Origin of the sequence: Variovorax sp. Sphag1AA (assembly GCF_014192575.1) — a bacterium.
Classification (GTDB): Bacteria; Pseudomonadota; Gammaproteobacteria; order Burkholderiales; family Burkholderiaceae_C; genus Variovorax.
Map to the genome: position 1 here is coordinate 439,210 of NZ_JACHYC010000005.1, position 15,316 is coordinate 454,525.

Annotated in this window: 15 protein-coding genes; 4 read left to right on the forward strand and 11 right to left on the reverse strand. The window is 68.0% G+C overall.

What is annotated here, in order from left to right; all coding sequences use genetic code 11:
- Nucleotides 1–52 precede the first annotated feature (52 nt).
- Nucleotides 53–397, forward strand: coding sequence for a hypothetical protein (locus FHW64_RS21585; protein WP_184530007.1), 345 nt, complete (start codon nt 53–55; stop codon nt 395–397).
- A gap of 13 nt (nt 398–410) precedes the next feature.
- Here FHW64_RS21585 and FHW64_RS21590 read toward each other — a convergent pair whose 3' ends face one another.
- The 4 genes from FHW64_RS21590 to FHW64_RS21605 form a co-directional block, all read right to left on the reverse strand.
- Nucleotides 411–1,448: an ABC transporter substrate-binding protein gene (locus FHW64_RS21590; protein ID WP_184530009.1), complete on the reverse strand. Its 1,038-nt coding sequence runs from the start codon at nt 1,446–1,448 to the stop codon at nt 411–413.
- Between the two features lie 62 nt (nt 1,449–1,510).
- Nucleotides 1,511–1,846, reverse strand: a complete 336-nt coding sequence (locus tag FHW64_RS21595) for a hypothetical protein (RefSeq protein ID WP_184530011.1) — start codon at nt 1,844–1,846, stop codon at nt 1,511–1,513.
- A gap of 70 nt (nt 1,847–1,916) precedes the next feature.
- Nucleotides 1,917–3,278: a HAMP domain-containing sensor histidine kinase gene (locus FHW64_RS21600; RefSeq protein ID WP_184530013.1), complete on the reverse strand. Its 1,362-nt coding sequence runs from the start codon at nt 3,276–3,278 to the stop codon at nt 1,917–1,919.
- 58 nt (nt 3,279–3,336) lie between these two features.
- Nucleotides 3,337–3,996 carry a response regulator transcription factor gene (locus FHW64_RS21605; protein WP_184530015.1) on the reverse strand — a complete coding sequence of 220 codons (660 nt, stop codon included), beginning with the start codon at nt 3,994–3,996 and terminating at the stop codon, nt 3,337–3,339.
- A gap of 166 nt (nt 3,997–4,162) precedes the next feature.
- Between FHW64_RS21605 and FHW64_RS21610 the strand changes: the two genes are divergently transcribed.
- Nucleotides 4,163–4,642, forward strand: coding sequence for a DUF3761 domain-containing protein (locus FHW64_RS21610; RefSeq protein WP_184530017.1), 480 nt, complete (start codon nt 4,163–4,165; stop codon nt 4,640–4,642).
- Nucleotides 4,643–4,749: 107 nt separating this feature from the next.
- On the opposite strand, the gene FHW64_RS21615 is transcribed toward FHW64_RS21610, so the two are convergent.
- Entirely contained in the window at nt 4,750–5,517 is a 768-nt protein-coding gene (locus FHW64_RS21615) for a pseudouridine synthase (RefSeq protein WP_184530019.1), read from the reverse strand.
- 87 nt (nt 5,518–5,604) lie between these two features.
- Between FHW64_RS21615 and FHW64_RS21620 the strand changes: the two genes are divergently transcribed.
- Nucleotides 5,605–6,456: a DMT family transporter gene (locus tag FHW64_RS21620; RefSeq protein WP_184530020.1), complete on the forward strand. Its 852-nt coding sequence runs from the start codon at nt 5,605–5,607 to the stop codon at nt 6,454–6,456.
- Here the strand turns inward: FHW64_RS21620 and kdpE are convergent.
- The 6 genes from kdpE to kdpF form a co-directional block, all read right to left on the reverse strand.
- On the reverse strand, nt 6,438–7,130 hold the full coding sequence (gene kdpE, locus FHW64_RS21625; RefSeq protein WP_184530022.1) for a two-component system response regulator KdpE: 693 nt from the start codon (nt 7,128–7,130) through the stop codon (nt 6,438–6,440). The genes FHW64_RS21620 and kdpE overlap by 19 nt on opposite strands.
- Nucleotides 7,131–7,134: 4 nt before the next feature.
- Entirely contained in the window at nt 7,135–9,870 is a 2,736-nt protein-coding gene (locus tag FHW64_RS21630; RefSeq protein WP_184530024.1) for a DUF4118 domain-containing protein, read from the reverse strand.
- A 166-nt stretch (nt 9,871–10,036) separates the two neighbouring features.
- Nucleotides 10,037–10,615 carry a potassium-transporting ATPase subunit KdpC gene (kdpC, locus tag FHW64_RS21635; RefSeq protein WP_184530026.1) on the reverse strand — a complete coding sequence of 193 codons (579 nt, stop codon included), beginning with the start codon at nt 10,613–10,615 and terminating at the stop codon, nt 10,037–10,039.
- Between the two features lie 10 nt (nt 10,616–10,625).
- On the reverse strand, nt 10,626–12,719 hold the full coding sequence (kdpB, locus tag FHW64_RS21640) for a potassium-transporting ATPase subunit KdpB (protein ID WP_184530028.1): 2,094 nt from the start codon (nt 12,717–12,719) through the stop codon (nt 10,626–10,628).
- A gap of 8 nt (nt 12,720–12,727) precedes the next feature.
- A complete protein-coding gene (gene kdpA, locus FHW64_RS21645) occupies nt 12,728–14,530 on the reverse strand; it encodes a potassium-transporting ATPase subunit KdpA (RefSeq protein WP_184530030.1) in 1,803 nt (600 codons plus the stop codon).
- Nucleotides 14,530–14,628: a K(+)-transporting ATPase subunit F gene (gene kdpF / locus FHW64_RS21650; RefSeq protein ID WP_093162476.1), complete on the reverse strand. Its 99-nt coding sequence runs from the start codon at nt 14,626–14,628 to the stop codon at nt 14,530–14,532. Before kdpF ends, kdpA begins: the two co-directional genes overlap by 1 nt.
- A gap of 345 nt (nt 14,629–14,973) precedes the next feature.
- Between kdpF and FHW64_RS21655 the strand changes: the two genes are divergently transcribed.
- Nucleotides 14,974–15,237, forward strand: a complete 264-nt coding sequence (locus FHW64_RS21655; RefSeq protein ID WP_184530032.1) for a hypothetical protein — start codon at nt 14,974–14,976, stop codon at nt 15,235–15,237.
- The last annotated feature ends 79 nt before the right edge of the window (nt 15,238–15,316 follow it).

Sequence of the window (15,316 nt, forward strand, 5' to 3'; positions counted from 1 at the left end):
CCGAGGTCGGCGTCGTTGGGACGTCGCGCCATGTCAGCGAGGGTGGTGCTCAATGTCGGGGAACGAGATCGGTGCGAATCGCCGCGTTGGTGGACGCGAAGCCAGGAGCTTTCTGCTCGCGCTGATGCTCGCGCCCATGGTCTGCGCGGCGGAGACCGGCATCGCCGCGCCGGGCGCCAACAGCGCGTCCGCCCATCTCTCTTTCAGGATCGTCATCCCGCCGGTGTTCCGCGTGATGCAGATCACGCCGGTCAAGGAGGGCTACCAGTACCGCATCTGGACCAACATGCCGTCCATCCTGCTCAACGGCATCGAATACCGCTTCACCCGCGTCGGCGAGACGACGCTGACCATTCCCGCCCCGCCGGAAGGCATCTTCGTCGTCCACGGGCTCTGAGCCGGGGCGGACGCTACCTCGGTTGCGATTCGACCTCGCGCGTCCAGCGGTCGATCAACCGCTTGCGCTCTGTCGCGCTTCCGTATTTCTCGAAGTCGTACTTGATGAGCCGCACGTCGCTCATCGACGGAATGCGTGGATCCGGCTTGAAAGTCTTGTTGGCCGGCGACTGCAGGCTGCCCGCCTTGGCGCCGATCGATTGGCCGGCCGGACTCATCAGCCAGTCGTAGTAGCGGAGCGCGTTGGCCTTGTTGCGTGCGCCCTTCACGAGCGCGATGCCGCCGATCTCGTAGCCGGTGCCCTCGCACGGCGCGACGGACTTGACCGGGTACTTGTCATAGCGCCAGCGGTCGAAGCCGAAGATGAAGCTGATGCCGATGGCGACTTCGCCCTTGGCCACGTTGGGCGCCTGCGCCTGCCCGCTGCGCGTGTAGGCGATGGTGTTGCGATGCAGCTTCTTCAGGTAGTCGAAGGCCTGGTCCTCGCCCATGAGCTGCACGAGGCCGGCCACGATCGTGTAGCCGGTGCCGCTGGTCGCGGGATGCGACATCTCGATCTCGCCCTTGTATTCGGGCTTGATGAGGTCGGCCCAGCAGTGCGGCTCGGGCAGCTTCTTTTTCTTGAGCACGTCGGTGTTGAAGCCGAAGCCCATCGCGCTCGTGTAGAAGCCGCCGACCATGTTCTGCGACATCGCGTACTGGCGCACCGACCAGTCATAGAGGTCGTTGATGTACGCCGGTCGGTAGGGGTCGAGCAGCCCCTGCTCGGCCGCCTGGAGGAAGGGGTCGCCCGTGCCGCCCCACCAGATGTCGGTCTTGGGGTTGGCCGCTTCAGCGCGCAGTTGGGCGCCGATCTCGCCGGTGCCCTTGTGCGCCTGCAACACGCGGATGCCGGTGGCGCGCGTGAACTCGGCGGCGGCCGCCTCGCACCAACTTGCGTCGGTGCTGCACAGCGCATTGACCGTGCCCTGCGCACTTGCGCTCGTCGCCGTCAGCAGGCCCAACAAGGTGCCAGCGGCGGCAATGATTCTTCTGGAAGCGAGAACGTGCATCGGCCATCCCGGGTTTCACGAAGGAAACCGCAGGATAGCCGCTAGCCGCTCGCGCCGGCCAATCAGTGGGCGGTGCCGCCGGTAATGCCGGCCATGCCAGTGGATTGGCCGATCGCTTCAGTCTGCATCGGGTGTGCTGCCTCGACCGCTTCCTTGTAGACCTCGTCGCGCGTGCGCTGGCCGGGCAGCGGCGCGCTCGTCGATTGACCGACTGCCTCGGTACCGGTCGGACGGGCCGCAGCCATGGCACCCGCGTCCACCTCGGGCATCGAGGCCGTGTTGCTCGTCTGCATCGGGCGATAGTCCGATCCGTCCGACTGGGCCATTGCGCCGAACGAAGCAAAGGCCGCAAGGGTCGCGAAGGTTCCGAGTGCCAGAACCTTGAGGGAAGCATGCATTTGGGTCTCCTGAAGTTACGCCTGCCACTCTAGGCAGGCAGTCTGAGACCGACGTGAGCGAAAAATGAGATCAGGATGAGGCCGGCAAGTACACGCGTGCCAGCAAGCCCGGGCCATCGGCGCGATTCGCAAGCACGATGCGCAGCCCGTTGCGCAACGCTGCGGTGCGAGCGATGGCAAGGCCCAACCCGCTGCCACCGACAGGCGCGCCTGTGACGCGGAAGAAGCGGTCGAACACACGGTCGAGATGCTCCGGCGGAATGCCGGGCCCGTCGTCCAGCACATCGACCACCGGATGTCCGTCGATCATGTGCAGCCGCACGTCGACGACGCCGCCTTCGTGCGCGTAGCGCACCGCGTTGTCGATGAGGTTGTCGAACACGCTGCGCAGCTCCGACGGCGGTGCCGACACCAGCGGCGCGACGCGGCCCTCGAAGCCCACGTCGACGCGGCGCTGGTCCGCGAGCACCATGAGCTGGCCCACGCTGTCGCGCAGCAACGCTGCGACATCGACCGGCCCTCGTGCGGCCGGGGGCGGGCCTTCCTGCCGCGACAGTCGCAGCAGCTGCTCGATGAGGTGCTGCGCGCGCTCCACGCCGCCTTCGAGCTGCGCGAAGCGCTCGGCTGCGTCTCCAGCCGGGACGTGGCCTCGCAGGTTCTCGATCTGCAGGCGGATCGCAGCCATCGGCGTGCGCAGCTCATGCGCGGCGTCCTGCATGAACCGGCGCTGCGTCGACAGTGCGCTGCGCAAACGCCCGAGCACGCTGTTGAATGCATCGACCAGCGGCGATATCTCTTCCGGCACCCGAGCGCTCCCGACCTCAGCCGTATCGCCCACCTCCTGCGCCGCCACGTCGCGCGCGACCGCGCGCAGCGAGCGCGAAGCAGCCGAGACGATCAACAGCAACATCAGCAACGTGATCGGCAGCATCAGCAGGATCGGCAGGCTCTCCAGCAAGGCGCGGCGCACGATGCGGTTGCGGCGGAAGCCGTCGTTCTGCACCACCTGCACGCGCGGGGCATCAGCGGCGGCGCCCGGTTCGGCGGTGAAGACGCGCCATGCATCCTCGTTGCGCGGCCCCGCCCGCACGTCGCTGAAGCCCGCATCCGACTGCAGCGGAACCTCGAGATCGGGCCACGAAGTGCCGAGCAGCGTGCGCCCGTCACCGCTCCAGACCTGCACGACAAAGGCGCCGCGGCGAATCACCTCGTCGCTCGTCACCGGTTGCAGCGGCGGCGCACGGTGGTGGGTCGCACGCGACTCGGCCACCAGCCGCATCTGGTCATCCATGAAGTTGTTGACCAGACGGCCGTAGGCGCCATACGAAAACCAGACGGTCGCCGCGATCGCCACCAGGTACAGCGCCACCAGCCACAGCAGCAGGCGGCTGCGCAGCGATCGGAGTCTGAAGCGCGGCAGCACGCGGTTCATTGGACCTCCGCGCTTCGCGCTGCGGTGCGAGCCCCCTTCGGAGCGGCCGGGCGGGGGCTCACGCCGGCGCAACGCGCCAGCCGAGGCCGCGCACGTTGCGGATCGCTTCCGCGCCGAGCTTGCGCCGCATGCCGTGGATCAGCACGTCGATGGCGTTGCTCGTGACTTCTTCGCCCCAGCCATAGATGCGGTCCTCCAGTTGCTCGCGCGACAGGATCGCGCCGGGGCGCTCCAGCAGCGCATGCAGCAGCGCAAACTCGCGCGCCGTGAGCACCTCGCGCACGCCGTTGACGACCACGTCGCGTGTGGTGAGATCGAGCTGCAAGGTGGCGGTGCCGATGACCGAATGCGCCGCGCCGTCGCGCCGCCGGACCACGGCGCGCATGCGTGCCAGCAGCTCGCGCAGTTCGAAGGGCTTGAGCAGGTAGTCGTCCGCGCCGAGGTCCAGTGTCTCGATGCGGTCGTCGAGTCCGTCGCGGGCGGTGAGCACCAGCACCGGCGTCGCGTCGCCACGCTGGCGGGCGCGCCGAAGCACTTCGGTCCCGTCCACTTTCGGCAGGCCCATGTCGAGCAGCACGCAGGTGTAGCCGCCATCGGCAAGCGCGCTGTGCGCCAAGGCGCCGTCGCGCACCCAGTCCACCGACCAGCCGGCGCTGTCGAGCGCATGCGAGAGGCTGCGGCCGATCATTTCATCGTCTTCCACAAGCAATGCGCGCACGGGGTCTCCTTGTGACGCGAACACGGTTCCCGCGAGGCTACGCCCGTTTTCTTAGCTTTGCATGAGTCGCGGACGGCCGATCGCGCCATTTGGTCAGCTTCTGCTGGGATTGGGTCCAGAACATGGAGGTGTCTGTCCACACACAAGGTTTCAGGAGCAAATCGGGATGAAGTTCCAACTCAAGGCTGTATTCCTCGCCGCTGGCCTCCTGGGCGCGTTCTGCGTCCAGGCACAACAACTCCCGGCGGATGCGCCCGCCGGCACCACGGTCCAGTGCAAGGATGGAAGCTACGCCTCACCCGACACCAAGTCGGGAGCCTGCCGCGGCCACAAGGGCATCAAGACCTGGTACGGCAAGGCCGACGCCAAGGCCGCGCCAGCTGCAGCTGCAGCAGCACCGGCAGCAGCAGCCCCAGCGACGGCCGCTGCTGCCCCGGCTGCGGCGCCCGCCGCCAAGTCCGACCCGTCGAAGATGGCCGCAGCACCCGGCGGCGGCGCCGGCAAGGTCTGGGCCAACGACGAGACCAAGGTCTATCACTGCATGGGCGACCGCTACTACGGCAAGACCAAGAAGGGCGAATACATGACCGAGGCCGATGCCAAGGCCAAGGGGATGCACGCCTCGCACAACAAAGCCTGTGGGTGACTGAGTTCACCCCCAGCCTCGCCCACTGCGTGTGGCTCGGGCACCCCCTCTCCGGGGGCAACCCCGGCGGCCCGGCTAAGCCGGTTCCGCGGGGTTCCTGGCCTCCGCTAGAAGCGTTCGTTCGGGGCTAGGTAACGCCACTGTCCCAGCGGCAGGTTGCCTAGGACCACGTTGCCGATGCGGATGCGCTTCAGGCCGACGACCTTGAGGCCAACGAGTTCGCACATGCGGCGGATCTGGCGCTTCTTGCCTTCGGTCAGCACGAAGCGCAGTTGCTCGGGGTTCTGCCAGTCCACGCGCGCCGGCTTGAGCGCCTGACCGTCGAGGCTCAGGCCGTGGCGCAGCTTCGCGAGTTGTTCGCGCGGGAAGGCGGCCTGTGAGTTCTGCGCCACCGGCCCGTAGGAGACGCGCACGAGATATTCCTTCTCCATCGTCGAGTCTTCGCCGATGAGCTGCCGCGCCACGCGGCCGTCCTGGGTGAGCACCAGCAGCCCGACCGAGTCGATGTCGAGCCGGCCGGCCGGCGCCAATCCCTTGAGCTGCTGCGGCGCGAAGCGGTTCCGGCTCTGGTCTTCGCGCCAGTGGGTGCGTGAGTTGATCAGCACCACGGCGGGGTCGTGCCCGTCCTCGGCCTGCCCGCTCACGTAGCCGATGGGCTTGTTCAGCAGGATGGTCACCTGTTGCTGCTGCTGGCTCTGAGCCTTGCGATCGACTTCGATGCGGTCGGCCGGCGTGACCTTGACGCCCATCTCCGCCACCTGCCCGTTCACCTTGACCCAACCGTTCGCGATCCAGTCGTCGGCCTCGCGGCGCGAGCACAGGCCCAGCTCGGCCATGCGTTTGTTGAGGCGGGAGGGTGCAGCGGTATCGGACATGAGGATCGGCGGACTCGGAATGCGGCGATTTTCCGACATCCGTGCGCCGGTGTTCCAATCGCACCGTCCTCGCTGCCCGTTGCCTCGATGAACATCGTCGTCCTCACTTCGGTCGCCATGCTGGCCTTTGCGGGCAACTCGCTGCTCTGCCGGCTCGCGCTGCAGCACACCGGCATCGACGCGGCCACCTTCACTTCCGTGCGGCTGGTCTCGGGTGCGCTGGTGCTCTGGGTGATCGCATCGCGACAGGCCACCGCACAGCCTCGGCGGCTCGCAGGCGGATGGCTCTCGGCATTCGCCCTGTTCGCATATGCCGAGGCGTTTTCCTTCGCCTACATCAGCCTGCCGGCCGGCACCGGCGCGCTGCTGCTGTTCGCGGCGGTCCAGATCAGCATGCTCGGCTGGGGCCTGTCGAAGGGCGAAAGGTTCTCGCGCTGGCAGGCGATCGGTTTCATGTTGGCGGTGGGCGGGCTGGTCTTCCTGCTCCTGCCGGGGATCGCGGCGCCGCCGCTGCAGGGTGCACTGCTGATGATCTTGGCGGGCATTGCATGGGCGGCCTATTCGCTGCGCGCCAAGGGCGCGGGTGATCCGACGCAGGTCACCGCAGGCAACTTCGCGCGCTCCGCCCCGATGGCGCTGGCCGTCAGCGCCGCGATGCTCTCGTCGATGCGCTGGAGCCCCGCCGGCATCGCCTATGCAGTCGCATCGGGCGCGCTGACCTCAGGGCTCGGTTACGTGATCTGGTATGCCGCACTGCGCGAACTCAGGGTGACCAGCGCCGCGACAGTGCAGCTCAGCGTGCCGGTGATCGCGGCCTTCGGCGGCGTGGCCTTTCTCGGCGAATCCGCGAGCGTGCGGCTGATGGTGGCGTCGGTGCTGGTGCTCGGCGGCGTGGCGATCGTGCTGCTGGTGCGCAGCCGTCAGGCCACCAGCCGGTAGCCCACCGCGGTTTCCGTGAGCAGATGGCGCGGCTGCGCCGGATCGGCTTCGAGCTTCTGCCTCAGATGGCCCATGTAGATGCGCAGGTAGTGGCTCTGCTCGCCATGCGACGGGCCCCACACCTCACGCAGAAGCTGCCGCTGAGTGAGCACGCGGCCGGCGTTCGCGATCAGCACCGACAGCAGCCGGTATTCGGTCGGCGTCAGGTGCACCTCCGCACCCGCTCGCCGCACGATGCGCGCCGCGCGATCGACCTCGACCTCGCCGAAGCGGAACACCGGCTCGGGCTCTTCGCCGCCGACCGCGGCGCGCGGCCTGCGCAGGTTGGCACGCACGCGCGCGAGCAGTTCGCCGGTGCCGAAAGGCTTGGTCAAGTAGTCGTCGGCGCCGGCATCGAGCGCGGCGATCTTGTCGGCCTCATCACTACGTGCGGAGAGCACGATGATCGGCACGCCCGACCAGCCGCGCACATCGCGGATCAGGTTCACGCCGTCGCCATCGGGCAATCCGAGATCGAGCACCACCAGGTCGGGCTGGCGCGTCCCTGCCGCCGCAAGGCCATCGCGCAACGTGCCAGCCTCGTGCACCTGCCAGCCTTCGGCCTCCAGCGCGCCGCGCACGAAACGGCGGATCTGCGGTTCGTCCTCGATCACGATGGCGGTGGGGGTGGGCATGGCTTCAGAGCGGGATTTCGACGGGTTCAGGGGGTGTGCGACGCGGCAGTGTCACCGTGAATTCTGCCCCGCCGGCCTCCGCATTGGCCGCCTCGATCTGGCCGCCGTGGGCGCTCACGACCGCCTTGCAGATCGCGAGCCCCAGGCCGACGCCCGGCGTCGCCGATTCAGCCTGGCCGCGGGTGAACTTGTCGAACAGCGTCTGCTCGCGGCCCTTGAGCGAGGCCGGCAACCCCGGGCCATGGTCGCGCACGCTCAGCTCCAGCGTGCCTTCGGGCGCACGTGCGCTGACGACGATTGGCGGCGCGCCGTATTTCGCAGCGTTCTCGAGCAGGTTGACCAGCACGCGCTCGATCAGCACCGCATCGAACTCCACGAGCGGCAGGTCCGCCGGCAGATCGGTCCGCACGGCCAGGTCGCCCAGCGCGGGCCGCGCGGCGCGGATCGCGGAGCCCACGACCTCTTCGACCGACTGCCAGTCACGCCGCAGATTGACCGCGCCGCCGCCGATGCCGCTCTCCAGCCGCGCCATGTCCAGCAGGTTGCTGACCAGCGCATGGAGCTGGTGCGCCTGCGAGACGATCGCGCGCGCGGCCTCGCGCTGTTCGCCGCCTTCGGGCAACGTCTGCAGCGATTCGGCGAGCGCGATCAGCGCCGTCAGCGGCGTGCGAACGTCGTGCGAGATCGCGCCGAGCAGCGCATTGCGAAGCCGTTCCGATTCGATTTCCACCACGGCCTGCTGCGCGACTTCAACGTAGTGCACCCGCTCCAGCGCGATCGCGATCTGCCGCGCCAGCGTATCGAGCTGCTGTGCCTGCTCGGGGATCAGCAGCCAGCGCGGCTGCGCTGGTTCGAGCGCGAGCACGCCACGCACGCGCATCGGCGCCTTCAGCGGAACGTAGTGCCAGGGCTGTGCCGCGAGCGTGGCAGTGGAAAGACCGGCGGGCTGGCCATGACGGAAGGCCCAGTCCGCCACGCTCGCGTCGAAGCCTGACGCGGCATCCTGTGGCATCACGAGGCGATCGTTCGCATCGGTCAGCAACACCAGCGCACGACCGCCGAAATGCCCCTGCACCGCGGCTGCGCCGATCTCCGCGACCTGGCTGCTCTCCAGCGCCGCCGACAACTCGCGTGTCAGCTCGAAGAGCGACTGCGCGCGCCGCTCACGGCTCGCCGAAACGCTCGCCGCAAAGCGCAGGCCCGCAGTGAGCTGCCCCACCAGCAAGCCCACGGCCAACATCACCGCGAAGGTCAGCACGAACTGGATGTCGCCCACTGCAAACGACAGGCGCGGCGGGACGAAGAAGAAATCGAACGCAGCGACATTGAGCAGTGCAGACAGCGCCGCCGGCCCGCGGCCGAAGCGCATCGCGACGCCGACCACGCCGAGCAGGAAAACCATCACGATGTTCGCAAGCTCCAGCACGCCCACGAGCGGCGCCGCGAGCAGCGTGACCGCGATGCTGATCGCGACCGCCCAGGCATAGCCGGGCCAGCGTGCGCGGGGCCGGTCTTCCATCGGCGAATCGGCGCGCCGCACGCCCACCGGACCATTCGACAGGCGCCGCGAACTCTCGGCACGCGCGACTTCGACGATGTCGAGCCCCGGCGCATCGCGTGCGAGCCGACGCGCAAGCGGAGGCACGGGCCACCAGCGCGCCCAACCGGTCGCGGGCGTCGCACGCCCCACCACGAGCGTCGCGCAGTTGAGCCGCTGCGCCTGGGCCGCGAGCGCGGCGGCGATGTCCTCGCCCGTCAGCACCGCGGTTTCCGCGCCGAGGCCTTCCGCGAGCTTGAGCACGGCGAGAACGCGGTCGCGCTGCGTCGCATCGAGGCGCTGCAGGCGCGGTGTTTCGACATACGCCGCATGCCAGCGGACATTGAGCTGGCCGGCCAGCCGCGCGGCAGTGCGCACGGTTTGCGCCGCGCCTTCGTCCGGGCCGACGCAGGCGAGGATCGCGCCGGAGGTGTTCCAGGCCGGCGGCCCTGCATCGCCGAGCGGGCCGGACTGCTCGATGCGCCAGTTGCGCACATCGTCTTCCACATGCTCGGCGGTGCGGCGCAGGGCGATCTCGCGCAATGCGATCAGGTTGCCCTTGCGGAAGAAGTTCTGCGCCGCGCGCTCCGCCTGGTGGGGCACGTAGACCTTGCCGGCCGCGAGTCGTGCGGTCAGCTCGTCGGGCGTGACATCGACCAGCACCACCTCGTCGGCTTCGTCGAGTACCGAATCGGGCACCGTCTCGTGCACGCGCACGCCGGTGATCGCGCCGACCGTGCCGTTGAGGCTTTCCAGATGCTGGACATTGAGTGCCGACCACACGTCGATGCCGGCAGCGAGCAGCTCTTCCACGTCCTGCCAGCGCTTGGCGTGGCGCGAACCGGGGGCGTTGGTGTGCGCGAGCTCGTCGACCAGCAGCACCGCCGGCTTGCGTGCCAGCGCGGCGTCGAGGTCGAACTCGGCCAGCGTGCGGCCACGATGGTTGACGCTGCGCATCGGCAGCACGTCGAGCCCGGAAAGCAAGGCGGCCGTCTCGCTGCGGCCGTGGGTTTCGACGACGCCGACCATCACGTCGCGGCCCGACGTGCGCTCGCGCTGCGCCGCGCTCAGCATCGCCCACGTCTTGCCGACGCCCGCGCTGGCACCGAAGTAGATGCGCAGCCGCCCCCGCCGCGCGCGCGCCTCCTCGGCGCGCCATTGCGCGAGCAACACGTCGGGGTCGGGGCGGGCGTCGTCGTTCATCGAGTCGAGGGCAGGTTACCGCATCGACCAACGCACCAGGTGTGCGGCTACCCCCGAGCAGGCCATGCGGGAGCAGCCGCGGAACCGGCTCGGCCGGGCCGCAGGGTGCGCCCCCTTGAGGGGGTGCAGAGCCACACGCAGTGGGCGAGGCTGGGGGTGGGCTTCATCAGGGCGACGGTTGCGCATCGAGTGCGAGATTGAGCGCCAATACGTTCACGCGGGCTTCGCCGAACAGGCCGAACAGAGGCTTCTCGGTGCGCGCCTCGATCATCGCCAGCACCTGCTCCACCGGCAGGTTGCGGGCACGCGCAATGCGGGGCGCCTGGTAACGCGCGGCAGCCGGGCTGATGTCCGGGTCGAGCCCGCTGGCCGATGTGGTGACCAGATCGACCGGCACCGGCACGTCGTTGCCCGGATCGGCTGCGCGCAGCGCCTCGATCCGTGCCTTGAGCGCGTCTGCAAGCGCGGGATTGAGCGGCCCCTGGTTGGCGCCGCCCGACGCGCCGCCGTTGTAGGGCATCGGCGCCGTGGCCGAAGGACGGCCCCAGAAGTGCTTCGGATCGGTGAAGTTCTGGCCGATCAGCGTCGAGCCGACCGGCTTGCCGTCGCGCACGACGAGACTGCCCGCCGCCTGCTCGGGGAATGCAGTGCGTGCCACGCCGGTGACGGCCAAGGGATAGACGATGCCCGTGATCGCACTGAGCAGCACGAAGAGCACGATGGTGGGACGAAGGGTGTCTTTCATGGGGATGTCCTCAGACCAGTCCAACTGCAACCAGCAGCCAGTCGATCAGCTTGATGCCGATGAAGGGAACGATCAGGCCGCCGAGACCATAGATCGCGAGATTGCGGCGTAGCAGCGAAGCAGCGCCGACTGGCCGATAGCGCACGCCTTTCAGCGCAAGCGGGATCAGGAACACGATCACCACCGCGTTGAAGATCACAGCCGACAGGATCGCCGACGACGGGCTCGCCAGCCGCATCACGTTGAGCGCACCCAACTGCGGATAGGTCGAGATGAAGATCGCCGGGATGATCGCGAAGTACTTCGCCACGTCGTTGGCGATCGAGAAAGTGGTGAGCGAACCGCGCGTCATCAAGAGCGCCTTGCCGGTCTCCACCACTTCGAGCAGCTTGGTCGGGTTGGAGTCGAGATCGACCATGTTGCCCGCTTCCTTCGCGGCCTGCGTGCCGCTGCCCATCGCGACCGCCACGTCGGCCTGCGCGAGTGCGGGCGCGTCGTTGGTGCCGTCGCCGGTCATCGCGACGAGACGGCCGTCGGCCTGGTAGCGGCGGATCAGCGCGAGCTTGTCCTCCGGCGTGGCTTCGGCGAGGAAGTCGTCGACGCCCGCCTCGGCCGCGATCGCTGCGGCGGTCAGCTTGTTGTCGCCGGTGATCATCACTGTCTTGATGCCCATGCGGCGTAGCTCGGCAAAACGCTCGCGGATGCCGGTCTTCACGATGTCCTTGAGTTCGACCACACCGAGCACGCGCTCGCCCTCGGCCACTGCCAGCGGCGTGCTGCCGCGGCGCGCGACCGCGTCGGCGGCATTCGCGAGCGCCGCCGGCATCGAGCCGCCGAGGGCTTCGACATGGCGGCGCACTGCGTCGACCGCACCCTTGCGCAGCACGACCGGCTGCACATCGAGGCTGTTCGAAGCCGCCGGAAGATCGACGCCGCTCATGCGTGTCTGCGCAGTGAAGGGCACGACATGCGCGCCTTCGACCGGCGCGTCGGTGGTGCCACCGCGCCGCGCGAGTTCGACGATGCTCCGGCCCTCGGGTGTTTCGTCCGCCAGCGATGCCAGCAGCGCGGAACGCGCGAGGCGCTCCTGCGACACGCCCGGCGCGGCGATGAATGCGCTGGCCTGCCGGCTGCCATGGGTGATGGTGCCGGTCTTGTCCAGCAGCAGCACGTCGACGTCGCCCGCCGCCTCGACCGCGCGGCCCGACGTGGCGATCACGTTGGCCTGCATCATGCGGCTCATGCCGGCGACGCCAACCGCCGACAGCAAGCCGCCGATGGTGGTCGGGATGAGGCACACGAGCAGCGCGACCAGCGCGGTGAGCGACACCACCGTGCCCGCGCCCGCAGCGCCAACGCTGAACACCGAGTACGGCAGCAGCGTCGCGGTGACGACCAGGAACACCATCGTGAGCGCGACCAGCAGGATGGTCAGCGCGATCTCGTTCGGCGTCTTCTGCCGCTTGGCGGCCTCGACCATGCCGATCATGCGGTCGAGGAAGGATTCGCCCGGGTTCACCGAGATGCTCACCACGAGCCAGTCCGAGAGCACGCGCGTGCCGCCGGTGACGGCCGAGAAGTCGCCGCCCGATTCGCGCACCACCGGTGCGGATTCGCCGGTGATCGCGCTTTCGTCGACCGAAGCCACACCCTCGATCACTTCACCGTCGAGCGGAATCACGTCGTGCGTCTCGACCAGCACCACGTCGCCCCGGCGCAGGTCGGTCGACTTCACCGGCAGCCACTTGCCACCGTGGTGGGGCTCGGCCAGCTTCTTGGCCCAGGTGTCCTTGCGCAACCCGCGCAGCGAAGCGGCCTGCGCCTTGCTCCGACCTTCGGCCAGCGCTTCGGCGAAGTTGGCGAAGAGCACGGTGAACCACAGCCAGATCGATACCGCGAGCACGAAGGCCGGCGACATGCCGGTGTCGCCGGGGAAGCTCAGCGAGTGCACCCACAGCACCGTCGTGAGGATGCTGCCGATGTAGACGATGAACATCACCGGATTGCGCCACTGCACGCGCGGGTTCAGCTTGGTGACTGCGCCCCACAGCGCGGGCCTCACCAGCTCGGCATCGAACAGGGAAAGGGAAGTCTTGGTTTTCATGTCGTTGATCACTTCCAGAGCATCAGGTGCTCGACAACGGGTCCCAGTGCGAGCGCGGGCACGTAGTTGAGGAGACCCACCAGCAGCACGGTGCCGATCAGCAGTGCCACGAACAGCGGGCCGTGCGTGGGCATCGTCCCTGCCGTGACGGGAATGCGCTTCTTGGCCGCCAGGGCGCCAGCAATCGCAAGCACCGGCACGATCACGCCGAAGCGGCCGAACCACATCGCGATGGCAAGCAACCCGTTGTAGAAGGGCGTGTTGGCCGACAGGCCCGCGAAGGCACTGCCGTTGTTGTTGGCGGCCGAGGTGAGCGCATAGAGGATCTCGGAGAACCCATGCGCGCCCGGATTGGCGATGCCTGCCTTGCCTGCCTCTGCGATCACGGCGATGGCCGTGCCGGCCAGCACGAGGATCGGCGTGACGAGGATCGCGATCGAGGTCAGCTTCATCTCGTGGACCTCGATCTTCTTGCCGAGGTACTCCGGCGTGCGGCCGATCATCAGCCCCGCGATGAACACCGCGAGGATCGCGAAGATCAGCATGCTGTAGAGGCCGGTCCCGACGCCGCCGAAGACGACTTCGCCGAGCTGCATCAACACCATCGGCACCATGCCACCGAGCGGCGTGAACGCGTCGTGCATCGCGTTCACCGCACCGCACGAAGCTGCCGTCGTGATCGCGGCGAAGAGGCCCGACGCAGCGATGCCGAAGCGCACTTCCTTGCCTTCCATGTTGCCGCCGGCTTGCAATACGCTCGTCGTCTGGTCTGCGCCGAGCGCACCCAGGAGCGGGTTTCCGGCCTGTTCCGCCGGAATCACCACGACGACTGCGGCGATGAAGATCACCGTCATCGCGGCCAGCACGGCCCAGCCCTGGCGCAGGTCGCCGACCACGCGACCGAAAGCGAAGCACAACGCCGCCGGGATCAGGAAGATCGCCAGCATCTGCACGAAGTTCGCGAGCGCGGTCGGGTTCTCGTACGGGTGCGCCGAATTCGCATTGAAGAACCCGCCACCGTTGGTGCCGAGCATCTTGATGGCTTCCTGCGAAGCCACGGGGCCCATCGCGAGCGTCTGCGTCGTGGTGGTCGCGTCTTCCGTCACCGGATTGCCCGAGGCGTCCTTGAGCGGCTGGCCCGCAGCATCCAGCTTGGGGTTCTGGTAGGCGGTGGCCTCGATGGTGGTCACGGTCTTGTAGGCATCGAAGTTCTGGATCACGCCCTGGCCCACGAAGAAGATCGCGAGCACGAAGGAGATCGGCACCAGCAGCCAGACCGTGATGCGCGTCATGTCGACCCAGAAGTTGCCGACGAAGCCCTTGCCGTCGGTGCTGCGCGCAGCGAAGCCGCGCGCCAGTGCGAACGCCACCGCAATGCCAGTGGCCGCGGAAAGGAAGTTCTGCACCGCAAGCCCGAGCATCTGCGTGAGATAGCTCATCGTCGATTCGCCGGCGTAGCCCTGCCAGTTGGTGTTGGAGACGAAGCTCACCGCGGTGTTGAACGCCGAGTCCGGCGACACCGCTGTCATGCCTGCGGGATTGAGCGGAAGCCAGACCTGCAGACGCTGCAGTGCATAGACCGCCAGCGCACCGAGCGTGTTGAACGCGATCAGTGCGATCGCGTAGCTGCGCCAATGCATCGATCGATCGGGCGATGTGCCCGCGAGCTTGTAGAGCGGCGCTTCGACCGCCTGCATCCAGCGGGGCAACCGCCCTTCGCACATCGCGGCGAGATAGCGCCCGAGCGGCCATGCGAGCACGCCGAGCACCACGAGGTAAAGGCCCAACAGGGCCCAGGCGGAGGTGTTCATCAGAACTCCTCGGCGCAGATCAGCGCAAAGACCAGATAGGCGAACAGGATCACGGCGACGAGGCCGCCGAATCCGTAGAGGATTTCAAGGCTGATCACGGCCGCGCCCTCCGTGGCGTTTCAAGCCTGGCGAGGCCCGCCACCATCGCCACCATGGCGATCCAGAAGACCGCCATTGCAGCCAACCACACGATGTCCATTCGATTCACTCCTGCATACGAGACATGGCAAGCAGTCTCGGCAGGCGTGCGTAAAAAGGGGGAACAGACTCGATACAGGGCCGTAAAGAAAGCGTAAATGCCGCGCACATGCCGGTGCGCGCGTTGCGTTTTTCACGCTAGCCGGCGCTGTTGCAATGGCCCGCGCAGCAGTGTGATTTCGTTGATACCCCGCTTCCGCCCGGACGCCTACAACTCGTTCCGTGAGCAGTGGAAAGGGAACATCATGGACAGCGAATCGATTGCACTGGTGGTCGACGAACCCATCGCCGGCCACTTCTATTGGGTGCTGCAGAAGCAGGACGGCTCCGACTGCAAGCCCATCGACGCGGCCGCGGGGCCGATGCCGACCTATGGCGCGGCCATGATGGCTGGCATCGAGGCGCTGCAGCGCCGGGCGGATGCGCGTGGCGAGGATTCCGGCGCCGCGCCGATCGTCACCACGTATGTCGATCCCGAAGAGGATCTGGGTCCGCCCACCATCCACTGAGGGCGTCGCGCTCCCGCCGGACTCTCGGTTCGAGACGGCGGGCATCGCCAATCACGATTCCTCGGACGGGTCTCGTTCC